The organism is Corallococcus llansteffanensis (genome assembly GCF_003612055.1).
Lineage (GTDB): Bacteria > Myxococcota > Myxococcia > Myxococcales > Myxococcaceae > Corallococcus > Corallococcus llansteffanensis.
Window position 1 is genome coordinate 36907 of sequence record NZ_RAWB01000005.1, and the last position, 20671, is coordinate 57577.

The following is a 20671-nucleotide window of genomic DNA, read 5'->3' on the forward strand; positions in this document are numbered from 1 at the left end:
CGCACCCCCGTCTCCGCTTTCAATCACTGCGGCGATTCACAATCGAGTCCCCCCCAACCCAGGGACCCGTCAGGCTTTTAGCAGGATCTCGGTCAGGTACGCGCGTGCTTCTTGCGGCCCGACGGTGATGCGGATGAGTCGGTCGAGCGGCGGCTCGACGACGTGGCGGACGAGGATGTCGTGCGCGTCCAGGCGGGTCGCGACGGCCTTGGCGGTCCGTGCGTCGCCGAAGTCGAAGGCCACGAAGTTGCCGGAGCCTGGCAGCGTCGTGACACCGAGCCGCGCCGCGAGCGCCTTGTAGTCCTCGATGCCCTTCGCGGTCTCGGCCACCACCCTGCCGAGGAAGTCGCGGTCCTCGAACGCCGCGTGCGCCATCTCCTGCGAGAGCTTGCTGACGCCGAAGTGGTGCCGGATGCGCTCCACCTGGGCCAGCAACCCGGGTTCGGCGAGCGCGTAGCCGACGCGCGCGCCAGCGAGGCCGTACGCCTTCGAGAAGGTGCGCAGGCGGATCAGGTTGCTCCGCGTCTCGTTGGTGGGGAGCACGGCGCTGGGATCGGCGAACTCGACATAGGCCTCGTCGAGCAGCAGCACGCACCCGGCGGGGAGCCCGTCCAGCAGCCGCTTGATCTCCGTCGGCCCGGCCAGCGTCCCCGTCGGGTTGTCTGGGTTGGCCAGGTAGAGCAGCTTCGCGTCATGGCGCCGGGCGGCGTCGAGCAGCCCGTCGATGTCGTTGTGCCCGGACTGGAGATAGGGCTGGTGGACCAGCCGACCCCCGCACCCGCGGACGTAGTAGTCGAAGCTGGGGTAGCCGCCGCGCGAGTTCACCGCCACGTCACCCGGGTCGATGAACGCGCGGGCGAAGAGGCCGAGCAGTCCCTCGATTCCCTCCGCGATGACGACGCAGTCACGCGACAGGCCACAGGCTCCGGCGATTGAGTCGCGCAGGGCCTTGTTTACAGGGTCGGAATAAAGCGCGATTTCAGCGCCGCGGGAGGACAGGACGCGCAGCGCGGCAGGGGAGACGCCGAACAGACACTCGTTGGCGCCGAGCCGGGCTTTGAAGGGACGGCCGCGACGACGCTCAAGCTCCCACGGTCCCAGAAACGGTTGTGTGATGTCCAGCCCCGCCAGGACCCGCGTAAAGCCCATCGACACGCTCCAATTGCTATCACGTTATCAAATCGCTAACACAGGCCGGATGCCGGTGGCAAGATTTCCCCGTTTTCGTCATTCGCGGCGCAGTGCGGCGCGCGAGCTCGATCAGCGCCATGACGGGACGCGGCGGACCCGGTGGCCGCCCACCCACCGCCCGGTCCAACCTCCAACCTCCTACGTCCTGGCTGCCTGCAGAGCTGCCCAGCCAGCAGCGGGCCCGGAAGTGCAGGGCGGCGTGGTGCCTGGGGCGGCCGGCTGGCCACTAAAGGACGCGAGGCCTGTCTCGTAGGGCCGTTGTCGCCACGGCGAAGTCGCAGTGGCGTGGGGCGCCCATCCCGAGGGCCTCCCCATGCCGTCGAACCGCCTGCTCATCTTCAGCCCCACGGCGTTCCGTCCCGCGGGACACCAGCAGTCGTACCTCACCGGCCTGGGTGACGCGCTCGCGCGCCGGGGCGTGGAGGTCCACGTCCACGGTCTGACGGGAAGTGTGAGCTATCCCCCGTCCATCGTCCCCCACATGTCCGGGAAGGACACAGGGGCCGGGTTCCGCTCGGAGTATCGCGAGCGATTCGGGCCGCTGGGAGACGTGGTGTGGGGCACCGCGCGCCTCACCCGCCAGCTGCGCCTGCTGAACGAGCTGGAGCACGTGCATGGCTCACTCGGAGGGCCTCCGCTGCTGTTCGAGACCTTCGAGTACCTCTCGCTGGCGGCGCACCTGTCGCGGGAGCCCCGGGCACACCGGCGGCTCTGCATCTTCCACGACACCCACTTCAACCTGACGCACGCCTCGCCCCTCGCGGGCGCCTACAAGCTCCTGGCGCGTCCCTTCGCGCGGCACATCCTGCGCAGCGTGGACAAGTGCTTCGTGCACGCCTCCGGGATGAGGGTGAACCTGCTCAAGAACATCGACCCCGGGCAGGGCTTCGCCGACAAGGTCGAGGTGCTCCCCTATGGCGCGCCCCATCCCGACACCCAGACCCATGTGGACAGCGCCACGGCACGGACAGCGCTGGGCCTTCCCACGCGGCGCAAGCTGGCGCTCGCCTTCGGCACCCTGCGCGCCGACAAGCGCTTCCGCCTCGTCTTCGAGGCCCTGGCGCGCAGTCCCGACTGGGAGCTGCTCATCGCGGGCCCGGAGGGCGACGTGTCGTACCGGGAGCTCCAGGCGCTCATCGCGCAGGCGCGTGTCCGCGAGCGGGTCCACCTGTTCCCCGGCTTCGTCCCCATGGAGGAGCACCCCCGGTTCTTCTGGGCGGCGGACGCCGTGCTGAACCTCTACGACGAGCGCATCCGCCATGAGAGCGGGACGGCGCACCTGGCCCGCGCCTTCCTCCGGCCGATCATCGCGGGAGGCCCGCCGGACCTCCACCGCTACGTGCAGGAGACAGGGGCCGGCTGGTCCGTGACGCCCCTGACGGCCGAGCGCCTCTCGGAGGTTCTCGGCCAGGCCGCCCAGATTGGAGAGGCGGAGCGCAGGGAGATGGAGCGGCGCATCCACACGGCGGCGGTCGAGCGCTCGTGGGATGCCGTGGCGTCCCGCGTGCTGACGGCGCTGAGCGCATGAGCGGCGGCTTTCGCCCGTCGCTCAATGGATCACGCTCCCCCTTGTTGATGAGTGCCAGGGCATGAAGTCCAGACGTATCAAACGTCAGCTGCACCACCGGGCAAACTTTGACTTGCTGCTTCGTCGGGTGCTACTCAACATCTGATCCCATCCATCACTCGGAGTGTGGCAGGGTCGCGGAGCCGGGCCATGCTCATGATTCGCCGCTGCCATTGCGACAGGCGCTCATGTGGTGGTTTTGGCCATACAGCCGGCTTGAGACAATGGAATCCACCGTGTCGCTGAGGTCTCTCATGTCTTCACCTGATGATTCCAGCAAGTCTGACAATGATGTCCGCACCGAGTCGCAGCAGCCCCTCCTCGGGGCGCGCGTCGGTCGACTTGTCGGCGTGAGTCTGGAGGGCCTGCCCCTGGTGCAGTTCGAAGGCGGTCCCGGGCCGGTTCCGGCCCGGAGCTTTGTAGCGCTCGATATGGCACAGCTCCGCGTGGCCGCGGGGGAGCAGCGGCAGGCCGTACTGCTCTTCGAGGAGGGTGACCCGGCGCGGCCCCTGCTTGTCGCCATGGCGCAGGACTCCCATTCTCCTTCTCTGCTGGACCAGCTCTTGGAGGGGTCGGCTCGGCCCGGGAGCTCCGAGACTCCCGCGCCCGCCACGGAAACCGGGGCAAAGAACTCCGTGCCGGAGGAGCGTGTCGTGCTGGGCGCCCAGCGGGAACTCGTCCTTCAGGTGGGCGAGGCGAGCATCACGCTGCGCAGGGACGGAACCATCCTCCTGCGAGGCGTCCGGGTGGAGAGCCGCGCCTCGGGGCTCCAGCTCATCCGCGGTGGCAAGATCGAGTTGAACTGAGTCCTACGGAGACACGCATGGGAAATCACCTCTCGGGCGCGGGCAAGTTGAAGGCACGGCTCAAGCGCGATCGCGACTACCGGAACAAGGGCTACAAGCACATCAAAGGCAATGGTGGGCGGAAGATCGTCTACGCGGACCTCGAGGTCATCCAGAACGTGCTCCAGACGCGTGGAACGCGTGCCCGTGACAAGGGGGTGAAGGCGGGCAGCAGGCTCCACGCTCGGCGCTACACCTTCACGTATGGCAGCAACTTCCAGATCGGCCAGTCCCCGTACGTCAACCAGGGGCACCACCTGCTTCCGGAAGAGGCGTTCTCCTACTTCGACAGCAACCAACTCCGGATGCTCCAAGGGGTGGACTACAACATCAACAACGGGGAGAACATCATCTTCCTCCCCGCGAGGCAGCGGGACTCGGAGTTCCACCAGCTGCCGTTCCACCAGGGCCGCCATCCGGCCTATACCGAGCAAGTCGACGCGGACATGGACGGAGTCAGGGACGATTTGGATAAGGCCCTGAATAGGGACAAGAAGCACAAGGAGTGGAATCCTCCCGAGGACCTCAAGGCCAAGCTGATGAATCTCCAGAAGGAATACTGGAACATGCTGGTTGCCGCCGGCCCCATCTCCATCAACACGTTCGTGAAGCCTGCGCCCAAGAAGAAGGGCCTTACGAAGAGCAAGAAGTCCTGAGCGAGGAGTCGATTCCGGTGAGCTACTACCCCTGGGTGGATGACGACGAGGACGAGTCCTTTGCGTGGATGGAACCGCTCCGCAAGGACCCGTTTGAGGGCAATGGCTACCTGCTGAAGGAGGGAGTCCCCTGCAAGGACTGGTTCCCAGAGGGGCTCATCTTCGATCTGTCGAAAGAGCGGGGCAGCAAGCTGACGGACAGCATCCCCAATACCTCCGCGCTGCTCGTGGTGTCCGCGAAGCTCAAGGGCATCCTGGAGAAGGAGACGCCCCAAGGCACTATTGAGTTCCTGCCGGTGCGTCTGCGCACCCCGCGCAAGAAGACGCTGGACACGCCCTACTTCGTCGCCAATGTGTTGGGCACCGTGGCCTGCATGGATGCCCAGAAGTCAGACTTCACCATGGACTCCATCATCAAGGACCAGGTGCATCGGTTCCGGCGGCTGGTGCTCCAGGAAAAGAAGATTCCCAAGGACGCGAAGCTCTTCCGGCTTGCGGAGAAGTCCCGGCTCATCCTCATCCGAGAAGATCTGGGTCAAATCATCATCGACGAGGACTGCACCGGGATGATCTTCCAGGAGCTGGGGGACTACGGCTCCGAGTTCCGCGAGCGGGTCCGCACGTAGACGCTCCGCGACCGGCGGAGGACAGGCGACAGTTCATGCTCCAGATGGACCTCATTCGCGAGAACGCGCTCACGGCCGTCGAAGACCTCGAGGACGGCCTCCGCCAGCCCCTGACGCCCCTCCAACGCGAGGAGCTGCTGACCCGGCTCTCCACCTATCGCCGTATCGCCGCCATTGGCGCGCTGCTGGCGGAGGCAGACGTCCTGGCGTTCCGCCATGACCTGCGTCTGTCCGCGATGGCCCGCCGGGAGCTGCTGCTCCTCGACTCGGACCCGGCGGCCCCGAGCCGGTTCCGCTGCGCCAGTCGGGTGGAGCCCCTGTTCGACGCGCTCGCATCCGGTGAGCTCGGCCTCGCTCGCGACCTTGTCCAGCATGCTCCACATCGCTGGGTGGCGGATGAGGAGTTCGAGGACGACTTCCGCTACGCCGACTTCTTGCGCGAGAACCTGCTCGCGGACGCGAAGGCTCCTTCCTCAGGTACGGAGCGGGCGCTCGCGGCGTTCCAGCAATGCTCCGGCGACAGTGGCTCCCCGCGGCTTGCCGTGTGTGTGGCGCTCTCCAACAGGGATCAGGACGCCTTCGATGCCGCCCTGGAGGACCTGCTCGTCGAGCGCGATGCGGAGTTCCGGAACGCGGGCCTTCCTGTTCATCCCCAGCGCTTCCACACCGAGCGCCATGTCTTCATCGAGGGACTGGCCCTGCTGCGGCTGGCCGAGGAGCACGGCCTTCGCGTGCAGCCCGAGTACCGGATGATGCCAGGACTCGCCCGGCGCTGACGCCCCACCTCATCGCGCCGTGGGCGCCCGCACGTGGAGCGCAGCCCGCTCCCCGGACCCGCCCCAGAGCCATGCCAGGACTCCTGAAGCCGGGGCATGGCCCCGCGCGAAGCTCCGCGCCGCCATGCAAACGGCCAGGGCACCCGTCGCCGCCCCCACGCCGCCCCATGCGTCCACGGGAGTCCATTGGGGCAACTCCCTCAGCGGGAAGCCGTCCATCCGCACCTGGGCGTAGCCCCAGTCCTGGGCTCGCTGCATCGTGCCGTCCAGGTCCGCGAAGACAAGGCCCGTCTCCTGCCCCCGGTCCTCCAGGTTCCCGAGCACCTCCGCGAGCACTGACGTCAGCGCGACGCCCAGGTGGGGCTGGCCGGAGAACATGTGGGCCGGCTCGGAGGCGGAGGCCAGCGCATCGATGTACGCGTGGACAGGTGCGCCCCGGCGGGCTGCCGTGCTCGCCTTCTCCACCAGCACGAAGGCCGCGCACTCCCCTGGCATCAAGCCCACGTGCCGGTTGGGCGTCTTCAGCAGTCGAAGTTCTTCCAGCGCGTCCAGCCACTCCGGCTCGACGAGGCTGTCGATGCCGCCCACGATGCATCGGTCCACCGCGCCCGAACTCAGCGCGCGCTCCGCCGCGTGCAAGGCAGTGACGAAGCCAGGGGAGTCACCGAAGAAGAGCGCCTCCTGCGAGACACCGCCCGGCAATTGGGCCTGAGCGAGCAACCGGGGAAGCAGCGTCCGTGAGTACCGCTCCCGCAAGACCTCCGCGAGCAGGGGTTCCTCCTCGGAGACTTCCAGCTCCGCGGCGTCCTCTTCCTGACTGGAGGCGGCCGCCTCCTGCTTCGCGGCCTCGCGTGCATGCCGCTCCGCGGCGGCGAGGAGGAAGCCGCTCGGCAGGTTGAGGAAGAGGCCGGTACGCGGTCCTGCGGCAAGTCCGGTCTGGTGGACGAGGTCCGCGAGGGCCGCCTCGCCCATCCGCACCAACCGTCCCACGCCGCTGAAGCCCTGCGTGAGGTGGGGGATGGCATGCCCTGTTACCGGCAACTCCTCGCCCGAGTCCTCGTCCACGACTGGAGTGCCCTCCATCGCCCCCGGCCGGGCCACGCCCACCCGTGCGGCCGCGCAACTGCCCACCACGCCATCCCCCAGGGACGACACCAGCCCCAGCCCGGTCACCGCGAGCGCACCCGGCGGCGGGGGACGCTGGCGGAACACCGGCGCAAAGAGCGGCTCGTCCTTGACGGGCAGCGCGTCCGGGACGGCGAGGGTGCGCGGTAGCGCGCGGAAGGAGCCCAGGGCCAGGCTCCCACGCACCGCGGGCCGCATGGCCTGGAGCTCCCTCCATTGCCGCAGCGCCCAGTTCCCGGTGGAAAGCTGCCAGGCGCCCTGGGTGCGCACGGCCAGCTCCAGCGCCAGTGTCGCGCGCCTGCGCATGGGGCCCGCCGTGAGGGCCTCGAGGAGCGGCTCGGCTCCAAAGGGCTTCCCGGCGAGGTAGCGCCCCTGGGGTGTGAATCTCCTCTGGGCCTCCTTCCACCAGTGCTCCACCCGCTGGTGCATGGGGAAGGGGAGCGCGGCCTCCGGACCGAGCGGCGTGGCTTCCTCCTCTGGAGCCTCCGGCGTCCAGGCCTCTCGGGACACCTTGAGGTCCCCGGTAAGGGCCAGGCCGGTGATGGCACAGAAGGCCTCCGCGGCCATGGGGGCGACGGTCTCGTCCCGCATGGCCTCGAGCAAGGGCCCCACGGCGGCAACGCGCCCGCAAAGCCCCAAGGCCCAGAGCGCATCCCGCCGTAGCGCAGGTTCCGGCAGTGCCTGGAGGAGGAGCTCCACGTCCTGCGGGTCTCCGCCCAGCGCGAGCAGCGACGCAGGCCCACCCCAGCCCGGCCCCTGGCGGCGGACGGCCTCGACACAGGTGCTCCAGGCGCCGGGATGCCCGAGCAGGAAGGCTGTCTCCAGCGCCACGTTCCTCACCTCCGGCACGTCCGAGCCGAGGGCGCGCTCAATCGAGGCGGGCTTCAGTCGCGCGGGAAAGCGGCGGGCGGCACGCAGCACCGCGCAGGCGAGCGGTGCATGGCCCGCGGCGAGGAGCCCGTCCAGGTCTTGAGCGGGATCCGCCTGCCACTGCGTGAGGATGGCCAGCACCCGCGCCAGGACCCTGGGAGTGGCGTCCCTCAGGAGCTCATGCAGCCGAGGCACCGCGTCCACGCGGCGGGTGAGCTCCAGGGACCGTGCTGCCCCCTGGCTCGTCGACTCCACGTCGCTACAGAGCGCAGTGAGCACGGCATCGAGTTCTTCCGCTCCACCCTGCATGAGGAGGGCGGAGCCTGCACAGGCGACTGTCTCGAACTCCTCCGAAACCAGGGCGGGCCGCAGCAGCTTCCGAGTGACTGTCGGTCCACCCAGCACCAGTGCGTCGAGACAGGCAAGCAGCCGCTGCTCGGGGCCTTCCAGGAGTTCCTGGAGGGTGTAGTCGGGAGCGACCAGCCCCTGCTCGCGCTGCACCCAGAAGAAGGCGGCATCCGCGAGGAAGTCGCGTGCCATGTCCATTCGGGGCGAGGCGTCGTGCGGCGCGGAGGACGCGTTCGTGCCGCGGAGGGCTTCGTTGGAGAGCATCAGCGCGTTTCCCGGCAACCTGCCTAGAGATCCTCTTCGCAGCAGAGGCACTTGGGCTTCCCCTCACCACCGCCCATGGCGATGACGGGACCCTGCATGACCGGGAAGGGAGGGGTGTTCTTGTCGTTGTGAAGCATCAGGTCGAAGGCGCGCGCTACGTTCTTGCCCTCGAACTTCACGTCGAAGGAGTAGTTGATGAACTCCGCCTTGCCCTGGGTCTTGCTGGAGGCCACGCCGCCCCCGGCCGTGCCCGCTTCGTCACCCGTGCTGGTGCTGAAGTTCGAGTCCTTCACGCATACCGGGTTGCCCGCCACGGTCACCTTCTTGGTGCCCTTCGCGGTGTCCGAGGACTGCGCGATGTTGGGATAGGGAATGGGGATGGGGCCGGCAGGGGAGGGTGTCTTGCATACGTCTGGGAATGCGGTGGTGACGCCTCCACTGTCTTTGGTCACCACGGACAGCTTGTTCACTCCGGTATTGACAGGCACGGGCTACCTCCAATGCGGATGGACTTCCCTCACGTCTTCTTCGCCACCGTGATGCGCAGTCCGCGCACGTCATGGATGCCGTCCCGAAGCACCATGTGTCCACGCCACAGCAGCAGCACCTGGTTCTCATCCGGATCCACGATGACCGTGTCCAGGGGCATGCCGGGCCTCGAGTCCTCTGCGCGGGTCTGTTCCACCGTCACCTCCGGCGCCTGGCCGGGGAGCGTGAAGGACAGCTGGCCCTGCGGGGATGCCCCCGCGATGATGACAGGCTCATCGCCCTTCAAGTAACCCGGGGCACTCAGCCCCGGCGCGGCCGCGTTGAAGAAGCGCCGGTCGAAGTCCTTGGGCAGCAGCGGCTTGCGTGTCTTGTTCCACGCTTCGTCATAGGTGCCGGCGTAGCTCGCGCGCGGCTGCCAGTGCGGCGACGTGAAGCCGAACCCCGCTGGCACCACCTGCTGACCGAAGTCGCGCACGGGGTCCATCGGGTCCTCCAGGTTGGGCAGCCTCAACCCCTCCTCGAAGTGGCGGGGGCTGGCCCGGAAGCCCGTGCCCACGGGGTTGCGCGGCTCGAAGGTGGGCCGCTGCGCGTCCGTCCGGTCCCAGCCTCCGAACGCGCGCTCCCACGTCAGCGGAAGCCTGTCGAAGGGCAGGGGCTTCGTCGCGGCCACGCGTCCCAGGCTCTTGAACCATGTGCGCTCGCCCACCACGCGCACGGCCTTCTTCAGCGGGCCTGCCTGGAGCACCACCAGTGCCTCCGTGGCGCCCTTCTTCTCCGGATACGCATGGCCCAGGAGCACCACGTCCGTCGCGGGCTTGAAGAAGGCCCCCTCGGATTCGTAGCGCTCGCTGGACTCACCCGGCTTGCCCCAGGACTCGCCACTCCAGTTCACGGGCACCTGCTGCTCCGCGAGTCGCAGCCCCGTCGCCGTCAAGGTGTAGGTGGCCTTGACCACGATGAGGAGCAGGGGACGCCCCTCCTCGTCCGCCAGTCCCATCAGGGCGTGGGCGAACGGCGTTTCGTTCTCGATGGAGGGGTGGCCCATGGAGGGATGCGCTCACCGTCCCGCGGTGAATCCCTTTCGGAACGCCTGGACCGTGGGGGTGCCCCCGGGGCCCACCGTCACGGTGCCGGTGTCGCCCTCCAGGCTCGCCACGGTCTCCTTGCCCTTCACGAAGCGCACGGTCGAGATGGCCCGGATGGCCTCACGTCCGTTCTTCTCGCTCCGTCCCAGCTCCTTCAGCGCATGCGAGGCGACGTTCAATGCCAGCTCCAGCGCCAGTCGCCCCGGTTCGTCGTCCAGCCCCACCCAGTCCACCTCGAAGCGCAGCACCTGCCCTCCCAGCGTTCCCTCGCTGGGCCAGAACTGTTCGGTGATGCCCTTTGCGAGCTGCTCCGCCAGCTTCTGCAGGTCAGACCGCGTGGGCAGGGGCCGCACCATCCCGGGCACCTGCGCCAGCCGGCCCGCGTCCGTCACCGTCACCGCCACCACCGACGCCAGATCCACGTACGTCACCGACTCGGAACGCGACAGCGCCTCCTTCTTCAGCGCCAGCAGCACCGCCTCCTTCGGAAGGTAGTCCAGCAGCTCGCCGCTCACCTGATGGCCATGCGCCAGGTGCAGCGTGACGCCAATGGCAGGCAGGTCCTCCCCCGTCCGTCCCCGCGCCACCAGCAACGCGAGCTGCTCCAGCAGCTTCTCGACCCGCCGGGCCACCAACCGCTGCACGTTGTCCATGCGCATGCGCTCCTACCAACGGGTCAGGGAGGGTCCCTTCGAAATGACGTGAGATGGTCCACGGCAAAGGCTTCAGGGCTTCGCGCCGGACGCGGTCTTCGGTGCGTCGTCCTTCGGGGCGGGTGGGGCTTCGAGCGGCACCACCACCTGCTCCGGCAGCGGCTTCGCTCCGGCCAGCAGCTGCTGCTCGATCATCCGCACCCACAGCGACGGCGCGCTGCCCGTGAGGATGCTGTCCTGCACCGTGAGCTCCCGGTGGTCCTGCGCGCGGCGGTAGAGGCGGGGCGCCACGGCGGGCTGCTTCGGATCCGAATCGCTCACCTGCACCTGTTCCTGCACGGTGATGCCGTCGGACTTGAACGACACCGTCGAGGCCAGCTCGTACGTCCGGCGCAGGCCGTTGGGCAGCGTGAAGGACAGCTCCCGGCTGAGCGGGAACCACGCGGCGCCCAGGCACGCCTTGTCCTTGTTGGACACGGCCTCCCCGAAGAAGCGGTGGCTGCGCAGGGGCATGATGCGCACCGCGCGCCGGCAGACCTGTTCCTCCGACGGGTCGGTGGTGCAGGCGTCGCCCTCGGCCACCAGGACCTCCGTGCCGGCCACGCGCTCCATCCGCAGCTTCGCGTGCAGCGGCAGCGCGCGCAGCGTGCCCAGCGCCTCCACGGAGAAGCCGGTCTCCGTCGTGTGCACCCGCGCGACGGGGCCCACGCCCTCGCCGTTGGTGTACCGGCGCGTGATGACCCAGACCAGCCGCTCGCGGGCCTGGAGCGTCTCCAGCACCAGGTCCTGCTCCGTCAGCTGCGCCGGCGGGGGCAGCGGCTCCGAGGGAGGGCCCGGCTCGCGGCACTCGTCCTGCGTCGGGTCCTGCCAGACCACCGGCGCTCCCGAGCAGTCCACCGCGGGCCGGGGCACCACGTTGCGGTCCTTGTCGTAGCCGTGCAGCAGGAGCGCGAACCACAGGTCCGGCGTGGGCGCGGAGCGCTCGTTGAAACCGGCGTCCTTCTGGCAGAGCCGGGGCGCGGGCGCGGTGGTGGCGCACCCCGCCAGCAGGCCCAGCGCGACGGCTGTGAGCAATCCCTGTCGTGTCATCATGGAGGTCGCCATCCGGCTCAGGCTCCGGAGAACTGGAGGTCCCAGTCTCCTTCGGCGGTCAGTGCGATGTGCAGGCGGGGAGGCACCGCGCCGCCCGCCAGCTTCTGAAGCAATTCCCGCGACAGCGCGGGCATCAGCGAGCCCTGGAGGATCTGCTCCAGGTTGCGCGCGCCCGTCTCGGATTCGGTGCAGCGTCGCGCGAGCTCGTCGAGCAGCTCCGGCGCGAGCGTCGTCTCCACGCCGTGCGCCGTGCGCAGCCGGCCCACCAGCTTGTCGAGCTTCATCTCGGCGATCTGCCGCATCACGTCGCGCTGCACCGGCCCGAAGGGCACGATGGTCATGCGCGCCAGCAGCGCCGGCTTGAAGTGCTGGCTCAGGGCGGGGCGGATCGCCGTCATCACCTGCTCGGCCGTGGGCGCCGCGTCCCCCTCGAACATCCGCATCACGATGTCGGACGCGAGGTTGCTCGTCAGGATGATGACCGTGTTGCGGAAGTCCACGGCGCGGCCCTCGCCATCCGTGAGCATCCCCTTGTCGAACACCTGGTAGAAGAGGTTCATCACCTCCAGGTCGGCCTTCTCGCACTCGTCGAGCAGCACCACGGAGTAGGGCCGCTGGCGCACCGCCTCCGTCAGCAGGCCTCCCTCGCCGTAGCCCACGTAGCCCGGGGGCGACCCGATGAGCCGCGAGACGGTGTGCTTCTCCTGGAACTCGCTCATGTTGAGCGTCGTCATGAAGCGCTCGCCGCCATAGAGGCTGTCGGCCAGCGCGAGCGCCGTCTCCGTCTTGCCCACGCCGCTGGGGCCCACGAAGAGCAGCACGCCAATGGGCGTGTCCGGGTTGCGGATGCCCGCCTGGGAGATGCGGATGATCTCCGCCACCTTGCGCACCGCCGCGTCCTGGCCCCGCACGCGCGACGCGAGCTTCGTCTCCAGGCTCAGCACCGCTTCGATGAGGTCGCTGCGCATCTTGCCCACGGGCACGCCCGTCCAGCTCGACACGACCCGCGCCACGATGTCCGCGTCCACGTCCGCGTGGACCAGCGGCTCCTCTCCTCGCGCCTGGGACAGCTTCGCGGAGGCCTCGTCCACCTCGGCCCGCAGCGGCTGCCGGTCCGCGTCCGGTGCGGACGTGGCGAGCGCCTTCCGGGCTGCCGACAGCCGCGCCACCGCCGCCCGCTCCACCTCCCAGCGACCGTGCAGCGTGGCGAGTTGATCCCTCACCGCGGCCAGCCGCTCCTCCACCTGCGCCACCGCGCCCGCGTCTCCCGGGTGGCCTTCCGACAGGTCGCGCTGGCGGGCGTCGCGCTCGCGCTCCAGGCCCGCGATCTGCTGCTCCAGCGCCACCAATTCGTCGGGCCGGGTGGAATGCTCGATCTTCACGCGCGCCGCCGCGGTGTCGAGCAGGTCCACCGCCTTGTCCGGAAGCTGCCGGCCGGAGATGTAGCGCTGGGACAGGCGCACGGCGGCCGTCACGGCCTCGTCGCGGATGGTGACGCCGTGCGCGGCCTCGTAGGTGGCCCTCAGGCCGCGCAGCATCAGCTCCGCGTCCTCCACGCCCGGCTCCTCCACCTTGACGGGCTGGAAGCGGCGCTCCAGCGCGGCGTCCTTCTCGAAGTACTTCTTGTATTCGCTCCAGGTGGTGGCCGCGAGCGTGCGCAGCTCGCCTCGCGCGAGCGCCGGCTTGAGCAGGTTCGCCGCGTCGCTGCCGCCCGCGGAGCCTCCCGCGCCGATGATGGTGTGCGCCTCGTCGATGAAGAGCACGATGGGGGTGGGGGAGGCCTTCACCTCGGAGATGACGGCCTTGAGGCGGTTCTCGAACTCACCGCGCACGCCCGCTCCGGCCTGCAGCAGGCCCAGGTCCAACCCCAGGAGCTCCACGTTCTTCAGCGCGTCCGGCACCTCGCCCTTCACGATGGCCCACGCGAGACCCTCCACGAGCGCCGTCTTCCCCACGCCCGGCTCGCCCACCAGGATGGGGTTGTTCTTCCGGCGCCGCGACAGGATGTCCACGATCTGGCGGATCTCCCGGTGCCTGCCGAAGATGGGGTCGATCTTCCCCTCGCGCACGCGGCCGGTGAACGACGTCGTGAAGCGCTTGAGCGACTCGTCCCCGCGCCCTCCCGCCTGCGCGCCTTGCGAGCCGCCTCCCGAGGAGGCCTCCGGCGGCGCCACCTCCACCGTCTCCGCGGACGGGCGCAACACCACCTCCAGCGAGTCCATCAGCTCGTCGCGCGAGATGGCGTCGAGCTCCGGGAACAGCTCCGCCGTGTAGCGGCTGCGCCGGGTGATGAACTGGGCGAACAGCACGCCGGAGCGCAGGCGCGTGGCCCCCTGCTCCACGGACGCCTGCAACCACGCGTCCTCGATCCACTGGAAGAGCGTCTCGGAGAAGACGGGCCGGCCCGGGGTGCCGGCGCGCATGCCCTGGAGGGCGCGGTCCACGCTCGTGGCCAGCCTCCGGCGATCCACCTGGAAGTGGCTCAGGATGCGCGCGACGTCGGAGTCCTCCGCCTCCAGCAACTGCGCGAGCAGGTGCTCGACGACGATTTCATAGAAGCGTCCCGTGCTGGCGCGGGCGACGGCCGCCTCCAGCAGGCGGGTGGACGTGGGCGTCAGGCGACGGACGAGCGCCTTGGGGTCGACACGGATGGGAACACCCTCCTCGACGGCATGAAACGGGGGTCCGGGTTCCCCGGGGGCCGTGAGCCCCGGGGAGTCGGTGGCGCGAAGGTCACGCGCCGGGGACGTTCAGTCGGTTCTGCTGGCCGTTGCCGAGCCAGGTGTCACGGCCCAGCCGCGACGCCTTGTGGTCGTGCATGGAAAGGAAGAAGGTCTGGCGGACGCTCTCGGTGAGCCCCAGCTCCAGCTCGTACTCCAGGGGGTCGCGCAGGAAGAGCGCCATCACCTCGCGCACCAGGGGCAGCAGGTCCCCGTCCGGCAGCAGGCGCTTGTAGGCGCGCGGCGGAAGCGGGCCGATGGCGAGCTGGATCTTCCCCGTGCGATCAAACGCCTTGCCGCCCAGCAGCATGTTGCGGCCCAGCTGGTGGAACGAGTGCCCCAGCCGCGTCCGCGCGTCGATGTCCACCCACCGCCCCATGAACTGGCGCACGGTGACGGACGCCCCCTCCAGGTCGTCGCCCAGCGCCTCCTGGAGCGCCACCTCCAGCTTCTCCGCGGTGCGCACCTGGCTGGCCAGCAGCGGCACGATGCGCAAGAGCCGCGCCGTGGGCAGCTTGCTGTCGGAGTGCTGCTCGTAGGTGTCGAACCCCGCGAGCGCCAGGAGCCGCCGGGACCACTGGTCCGTGAAGCCCGTGTTGGACTCGCTGGTGACGCGGTAGCGGGCCTCCAACCGGTACAGCAGCGACAGGAGCCGGTGGTGGAACAGGTCCAGGAACTCGCGCCGCACGGCGTGGTCGGGGTCCTCCTGGGCCACCTCCTCCGCCAGGTACATGGGCAGCGGGCTGACGGTGCCGGTGAGCCCGAGGAAGCGCGTGGCGACCTCGAAGAGGGGCCGGCGCGCGGACGGGTCCTCCGCGCGCACGGGCACCTCGCGCAGGGTGACGCTGCTCACGTCTCCGGACGAGAAGCCCAGCGAGGGGTCGTGCCGGAAGCGGATCATCTCCTCGCTCACCGGCCCCACGTCGCCCACCCGCACGGCGCCTTCCGTCAGGCGCTCCAGGTAGGCCACGAGCGGGAAGAACCCCAGCCGGGGCGCGGCGTCCGCGAGCTCGCGGCTGGCCTCTACGAGATGCGCTGGGAGCCGTTCCTCGGGCGCCACGAGAACTCCGTCTGAGAGGGGTGGAGGCGGACGTTCAGCTCGCTGAAGGAGTTGATGGTCACGTTCGACGCCAGCAGTTCGTCCAGGATGCAGCCGAAGAGGAAGGCGTCTCCCACGCCCTGGAAGTTCTTCTCGTCCACGTCGATGACGGTGAGGTTGCCGCGCAGCGGCGCGCCCTCCAGGAAGCGCGTGACGGGCTTCGCGTTCAGCGCCCGCACGGCGTCCACGCGCTGCCGGCTGGCGCGCGAGGCCAGGTTGTCCGCCAGCGCCTGGAAGTTGTAGAGGTCCAGGAGCCGCCGCAGCGCCGCCGCGTCCGACAGCGAGCGCTGGTTGACGGCCAGGTGCGACAAGAGCCGCCAGTGCAGCTCCGAACCCAGGGGCGCCCGCGCGGGCCGGCTCACCGGCGCGATGTTCCTGAACTTCGCCTGCGTGGGCGACGCCGACGTGGAGGCCGTGAGGTCGCCCACCTGCAACCGCGAGGGCAGGGAGCGGTTGGTGCACGTCAAGTCAATGGAGAGCACCTCCTCCGAGCCGAGCGTCGGCGCCACGTCGCGGGGCGTCTCCAGCGTGAGGTACGTGTCGATGCCGTCGTCGATGGGTGAGTGCACCCGCCGCACGCGGAAGAAGGACGTCTCCGCGCCTTCGCCCCGGGTGTGCTCGAAGTCGAAGAAGGGCCGGTAGGCGCGGCGCTCGTTGCGGCCGGCCTGCATGCCCGTCACCGTGTCCACCGCGTAGATCTCCGCGTGCTGCGGCGGCAGGTCCGAGGCCCGCAGCAGGTGCTCGCGGTCCAACGCGTGGTGGAGGATGGGATCCGCCGGCACCTGGAACAGGTTGATGACCGGCGCGCAGTGCAGGCGGAACATCTCCCGCGTGATTCGCGCGTCCATGGGCGGCGGACGCTCCAGCTCGAAGGAGAGCTCGAACCTGTCCTCCATGATGGAGGCGCCCGCGTCCAGGCCCCGCACGTCGAAGAACAGGAACTTCTCCGGCAGCGTGAAGTACTCCTGGAGCAGCCGGTAGCCCTCCGTGGCCTTGGGCCAGGGCAGCAGCTTGAAGTCGCGCTCGAAGCCCGTGGCGCGCACCGCGTCCGGAGGCAGCCGGATGCCCGGGCCGCTGTCGGAGGCCCCGCGCACGCGCACGGCCTTGCAGTAGCGCAGCAGCCACAGCAGCACGAGCGAGCTGGCGGACAGCTCCCCCTGGATGAAGAGGCGCACGCCCGCGGCGCGGAACACCTCCGCGCGGCCCTGCTCGTGCGTCTGGAAGAACAGGCGCAGCACGGGCGACGTCAGCGACGAGCGGTCCAACACCGCGTCCTGGAGCGTCAGCGGCAGCAGGTCCACGTCCGTCGTGGTGCGGAAGACGCAGGCCGTGCCGTCCAGCGGCTGCGACGCCACCTCCGCGCCCGCGGGGATGCGTGAGCGGCCGCGCAGCGCCCGCACCTGCGGGGTGAACTCCACGATGGTGGTGGCGGGCAGCGGCCGCAGGTAGTGCGGCAGCAGCAGCTCCGTGAGGCCGTGCACCATCTCCGGGACGTTGTCGTCCAGGCGCTCGCGGATGCGCGCGGTGAGGAAGGCGAAGCCCTCCAGCAGCCGCTCCACGTCCGGGTCCGCGCCACGCTCCACCAGCAGGCCCGCGACGCTGGGATTGGCCAGCCCGAAGGCGCGGCCCATCTCCCGCAGGTAGGACAACTCGCTCAGGTAGTACTTGCTGAACATCCCCGTCCCCCGTCTCGTCGTGTGGCGCGGCCCCGGCTCACCACAGCTCCACCTTGCCGCCCGGGTGGACGTGCGTGTGGAAGCGCAGCGCGCCGCGCTGGCCCCGCCAGGACAGCTGCGCACTGATGTCGAACATCAGCGCAGTCGGGTCGTCCTCGTTGGGCTGGTGGGTCACCACCACGCTCTTCAGGCGCGGCTCGAATTCCTGGATGGCCATGCGGATGGACTGCTGCATCCTCGGGATGGCGGACGGGTACATGTGCACGACGTCGTTGAAGTCGAGGATGCCGAAGTTCGGCGCCGCGGCGGATTCGCCCCGACGGGTGTTGAGCAGCACGCGCAGGTGCGCGGCCACCGACTCGACGATGTCCCCCTGGGACACCAGCGAGCCCTGACCGGCGGCAAGACGGGAGAGCAGTCCTCGTTCAGCCATGGGGCAAAAGGCCAGACGCGAAGCGTCCTTCCAAGGCTGGAAGGACGCCCCGCGAAGGGTGTGACTAGCGCTGCGTCGCCCAGGAATCCTCGTGCGTCACGCCACCGTTCGTGTACGTCCAGTTGATGGTGTGGAACACGAAGGTGACCTCCTCCAGGGGCGGCTCGGTGGAGGTGGCGGGGATGATGGTGTTGGGCACCACCTGCTTGATGCTGCCGATGCGGCCCTGCGCGAAGCCCACCGTGTAGAACTGCTCGGTGGTGCCGTCACCGGTGGGGTTGGGGCGGAAGAACTTCAGCACGCCCTCCACCACCTGGTTCTCCGCGAGCGCCTTCATGAGCAGCGGCGAGCTCTTGTCGATGCGCTTGCGGATGAGCAGGGGCGGGTACTGGCGGCGCCCCGTGGCCAGGCCGGAGCCCGCCTCGCGGGCCGTGATGACCTCCTGCTCGTAGTAGACGCACTCGATGGAGCCTTCGCGCCCCAGGCTCGTCTGGGTGCTCTCGCCCTTGATGTCGCTGCCGTTCGCCTTCAGGTACAGGTGTACTGTCTCAGCCATTTTCGGCCACCTCGTGCGCGTTTGGCTTCTTGCGCGTTGGACCCGGCCCGCGGGAGGGCGGATCGGGTGTGATGGAGCCCCCCGACTACATGGGCAATACGACAGGCGATCTCAGACGAGAGGGGCTCACTCCTTGTCGAGCTTTCCAACCAGCGACAGCGTGAAGGACACGCCCATGTATTTGAAATGCGGGCGCACCTGGAGGTTGCAGCGGTACCAGCCCGGCTGGCCCTCCACGTCCTCGACCGTCACACGCGCGGCGCGCAGCGGACGGCGCGAGCGCACGGCGGGGGCCGGATCATCCATGTCCGCGATGTACTGGCTCATCCACTGGTTGAGCTCGCGCTCCAGGTCCGCGCGCTCCTTCCAGCTGCCAATCTGCTCGCGCTGCAGCACCTTCACGTAGTGCGCGAGCCGGGTCATGATGAACATGTAGGGCAGCTGCGTGCCCAGCCGGTAGTTCGTCTCCGCGGCCTTGCCCTCCGGCGACGAGCCGAAGAACTTCGGCTTCTGCGTGGAGTTGGCGGAGAAGAACGCCGCGTTGTCCGCGTCCTTGCGGAACACCAGGCCGATGAAGCCCTCCTCGGAGAGCTCGAACTCGCGGCGCTCCGTGAGCATGACCTCCGTGGGGATCTTGGTCTGGATCTCCCCCATCGCCTCGTACTGGTGCAGGGGCAGGGTCTCCACCGCGCCGCCGGACTGGGGCCCGATGATGTTCGGGCTCCAGCGGAACTTGCCGAACGAGTCCGTCACGCGCGTGGCGAACGCCGTGGACGCGTAGCCCCACAGGTAGCGGTCATGGTGGCCGACGACGTCCTCGGTGAAGTTGAACGCCTTCACCGGCACCGTCTTCTCGCCATACGGCAGGCGCAGCAGGAAGCGCGGCAGGCACAGGCCCACGTAGCGCGCGTCCTCGCTCTCCCGGAAGGAGTGCCAGCGCGCGTACTGCGGGCCCTCGAAGAAGGACTTCAGGTCCTTGAGGTTCGGCAGGTTGAGGAAGCTCTCCTCGCCGAAGAACTCCGGGCTGGCGTTGGCGATGAACGGCGCGTGCGCCATGGCCGCCACGGACGCGCACTTGCGAAGCAGGTCCACGTCCTGCGGGCCGGGCCCGAAGTCGTAGTTGCCGGTGATGAGCCCGTAGGGCTTGCCGCCGAAGACGCCGTACTCGTTGGAGTAGGCGATGCGGTACAGGCCCGACTTCACGACCTCCGGGGCGTCGTCGAAATCCTTGAGCAGGTCGGCCTTGGAGACGTTGAGCATCTCCACGCGGGTGTTCTCGCGGAAGTCCACGCGGTCCACCAGGAACTTGAGCGAGCGCCAGGACGACTCCAGCGTCTGGAACTGCTTGTCGTGGATGATCTCATTGACCTGCGCGCTCATGCGCTGGTCGATCTCCGCGATCATCGCGTCCACGAGCGCCTTGTCGATGCGCTCCTCGCCGCGGTCCGGCGCCAGCATCTCCGTGATGAAGGCCTGCACGCCCTTGCGGGCAATGTCATAGCCCTCGTCCTTGGGCTTGAGCTTCGCCTCGGAGAGGATCTCATCGAGCAACGAGTTGGAGCCGAGTGCGATCGCGGCTTCCGCTGCGGAATTCTGGGTCTGGGTCTGGGTGCTCATGTTCGCGCTCGTTTCGGATTACTTGGTCGGGGCGGCGACGGCTTCCGGCTTGATTCCGAGTTCCTCGATGAGCTTCTTGCGGCCTTCCTCGTCGTTCAGCATGGACTGCAGCTTCTTGCGGAAGGCCGGGAGGTTGCCGAGGGGACCCTTGAGGGCGTTGAGCGCGCTGCGCAACTCCAGCAGCTTCTTGAGCTCGGGCACCTGGTTGACCACGCTTTCGGGCGCGAAGTCAGACAAGTTCTTGAACTGGAGCGTGACGGACATGGTGGCGCCCGCCTCGTTGGAAAGCTTGTCGGCGGCGGAGAGCGTGACGCGCAGGTCCTGCTGGGCCATCACGTCGTTGAAGTTGCTCTTGTCGACGTTGATGGGAGCGCGCTGCTCCAGCGGCCGGTCGTCCTCGCGGCCGGTGAAGTCTCCCATGACGAGAGTCTTCAGCGGCAGCTCCACCTGCTCCTGCGCATTGCCGGTGGCGGGCTTGTAGACGATGTTGACGCGTTCGGTCGGGGCGACGGAGTTTTCCTTGCTCATCTTCGGTTCTCTCCTGGGGTGAAAGGGTCAGGACGCGGTCGGGTCCGGTGGGGACTCCGCTGTCGCTTCCAGTCGTTCGACGCGCACGCGCAACGCGGCCGGTGCATCCAATTGCGCGAGGCGACGATAACGAAGCTGTAGGTTCATTTCCAGACGTCTCTCATCTTTTGCCTGCGCGATGACAGACGTCAGGAGTCCTTCAAGACACGCGGCCGCGAGCGCCGGCTCCCAGGCATCGAGCTGTTTCGCGCTGCACTCCGCGTCGAGCTGCTCATAGAGCGTCTGGGCGAGTAAGAGTTTGCCGGAGTTGGCACACATGCGTGCCAGGGAAAGGCGTGCCATGAAGCGCGCCCTTCCGGTCGTGGTCGCATTCACGGCGGCCTGGAGCCGCGCGACGGCTTCCTCGGGTTTGCCGGTGTCAAACAAGACGCGGGCCTGTTCCTCCAGGGCCGCGG

Annotated in this window: 19 protein-coding genes; 5 read left to right on the forward strand and 14 right to left on the reverse strand. The window is 68.8% G+C overall.

Translation table 11 applies throughout. From position 1 onward, the window contains the following. Positions 1–69 precede the first annotated feature (69 nt). Positions 70–1149, reverse strand: coding sequence for an aminotransferase class I/II-fold pyridoxal phosphate-dependent enzyme (locus D7V93_RS00955; protein ID WP_120641519.1), 1080 nt, complete (start codon positions 1147–1149; stop codon positions 70–72). Between the two features lie 355 nt (positions 1150–1504). Between D7V93_RS00955 and D7V93_RS00960 the strand changes: the two genes are divergently transcribed. The 5 genes from D7V93_RS00960 (at position 1505) to D7V93_RS00980 (ending at position 5661) form a co-directional block, all read left to right on the forward strand. After that, on the forward strand, positions 1505–2719 hold the full coding sequence (locus tag D7V93_RS00960) for a glycosyltransferase family 4 protein (protein WP_147450989.1): 1215 nt from the start codon (positions 1505–1507) through the stop codon (positions 2717–2719). 293 nt (positions 2720–3012) lie between these two features. Next, complete coding sequence (locus tag D7V93_RS47850; RefSeq protein WP_504739558.1) at positions 3013–3564, forward strand: DUF6484 domain-containing protein; 552 nt, start codon at positions 3013–3015, stop codon at positions 3562–3564. 17 nt (positions 3565–3581) lie between these two features. Beyond that, a complete protein-coding gene (locus tag D7V93_RS00970) occupies positions 3582–4259 on the forward strand; it encodes an AHH domain-containing protein (RefSeq protein WP_120641522.1) in 678 nt (225 codons plus the stop codon). Between the two features lie 17 nt (positions 4260–4276). Then, positions 4277–4885 (forward strand): imm11 family protein, encoded by a 609-nt coding sequence (locus tag D7V93_RS00975; protein WP_120641523.1) that lies wholly within the window; start codon positions 4277–4279, stop codon positions 4883–4885. A gap of 35 nt (positions 4886–4920) precedes the next feature. Continuing rightward, positions 4921–5661, forward strand: coding sequence for an Imm49 family immunity protein (locus D7V93_RS00980; RefSeq protein ID WP_120641524.1), 741 nt, complete (start codon positions 4921–4923; stop codon positions 5659–5661). Between the two features lie 9 nt (positions 5662–5670). Here D7V93_RS00980 and D7V93_RS00985 read toward each other — a convergent pair whose 3' ends face one another. The 13 genes from D7V93_RS00985 to D7V93_RS01045 form a co-directional block, all read right to left on the reverse strand. Beyond that, positions 5671–8268, reverse strand: a complete 2598-nt coding sequence (locus D7V93_RS00985; protein WP_120641525.1) for a TIGR02270 family protein — start codon at positions 8266–8268, stop codon at positions 5671–5673. A 23-nt stretch (positions 8269–8291) separates the two neighbouring features. Further along, positions 8292–8756, reverse strand: a complete 465-nt coding sequence (locus D7V93_RS00990) for a DUF4150 domain-containing protein (RefSeq protein WP_120641526.1) — start codon at positions 8754–8756, stop codon at positions 8292–8294. 29 nt (positions 8757–8785) lie between these two features. Then, positions 8786–9802 (reverse strand): DUF2169 family type VI secretion system accessory protein, encoded by a 1017-nt coding sequence (locus D7V93_RS00995; RefSeq protein WP_120641527.1) that lies wholly within the window; start codon positions 9800–9802, stop codon positions 8786–8788. A 12-nt stretch (positions 9803–9814) separates the two neighbouring features. Beyond that, positions 9815–10501 (reverse strand): hypothetical protein, encoded by a 687-nt coding sequence (locus D7V93_RS01000; protein WP_120641528.1) that lies wholly within the window; start codon positions 10499–10501, stop codon positions 9815–9817. A 66-nt stretch (positions 10502–10567) separates the two neighbouring features. After that, entirely contained in the window at positions 10568–11587 is a 1020-nt protein-coding gene (locus tag D7V93_RS01005; RefSeq protein ID WP_244237043.1) for a hypothetical protein, read from the reverse strand. Positions 11588–11604: 17 nt separating this feature from the next. Continuing rightward, a complete protein-coding gene (tssH, locus tag D7V93_RS01010) occupies positions 11605–14238 on the reverse strand; it encodes a type VI secretion system ATPase TssH (RefSeq protein WP_120641529.1) in 2634 nt (877 codons plus the stop codon). A gap of 82 nt (positions 14239–14320) precedes the next feature. Then, positions 14321–15367 carry a type VI secretion system baseplate subunit TssG gene (gene tssG, locus D7V93_RS01015; RefSeq protein ID WP_208722886.1) on the reverse strand — a complete coding sequence of 349 codons (1047 nt, stop codon included), beginning with the start codon at positions 15365–15367 and terminating at the stop codon, positions 14321–14323. Continuing rightward, positions 15331–17082 carry a type VI secretion system baseplate subunit TssF gene (gene tssF / locus D7V93_RS01020; protein WP_120641530.1) on the reverse strand — a complete coding sequence of 584 codons (1752 nt, stop codon included), beginning with the start codon at positions 17080–17082 and terminating at the stop codon, positions 15331–15333. Before tssF ends, tssG begins: the two co-directional genes overlap by 37 nt. 37 nt (positions 17083–17119) lie before the next feature. Next, positions 17120–17515, reverse strand: a complete 396-nt coding sequence (tssE, locus tag D7V93_RS01025) for a type VI secretion system baseplate subunit TssE (RefSeq protein ID WP_120641531.1) — start codon at positions 17513–17515, stop codon at positions 17120–17122. A 64-nt stretch (positions 17516–17579) separates the two neighbouring features. Continuing rightward, a complete protein-coding gene (gene tssD, locus D7V93_RS01030) occupies positions 17580–18071 on the reverse strand; it encodes a type VI secretion system tube protein TssD (RefSeq protein ID WP_120641532.1) in 492 nt (163 codons plus the stop codon). Positions 18072–18197: 126 nt separating this feature from the next. Beyond that, positions 18198–19688: a type VI secretion system contractile sheath large subunit gene (gene tssC / locus D7V93_RS01035; RefSeq protein WP_120641533.1), complete on the reverse strand. Its 1491-nt coding sequence runs from the start codon at positions 19686–19688 to the stop codon at positions 18198–18200. A gap of 18 nt (positions 19689–19706) precedes the next feature. Beyond that, positions 19707–20216, reverse strand: coding sequence for a type VI secretion system contractile sheath small subunit (gene tssB, locus D7V93_RS01040; RefSeq protein ID WP_120641534.1), 510 nt, complete (start codon positions 20214–20216; stop codon positions 19707–19709). A 27-nt stretch (positions 20217–20243) separates the two neighbouring features. Then, the coding region (locus D7V93_RS01045) for a type VI secretion system domain-containing protein (protein WP_208722887.1) at positions 20244–20671 on the reverse strand (428 nt) is incomplete at its 5' end.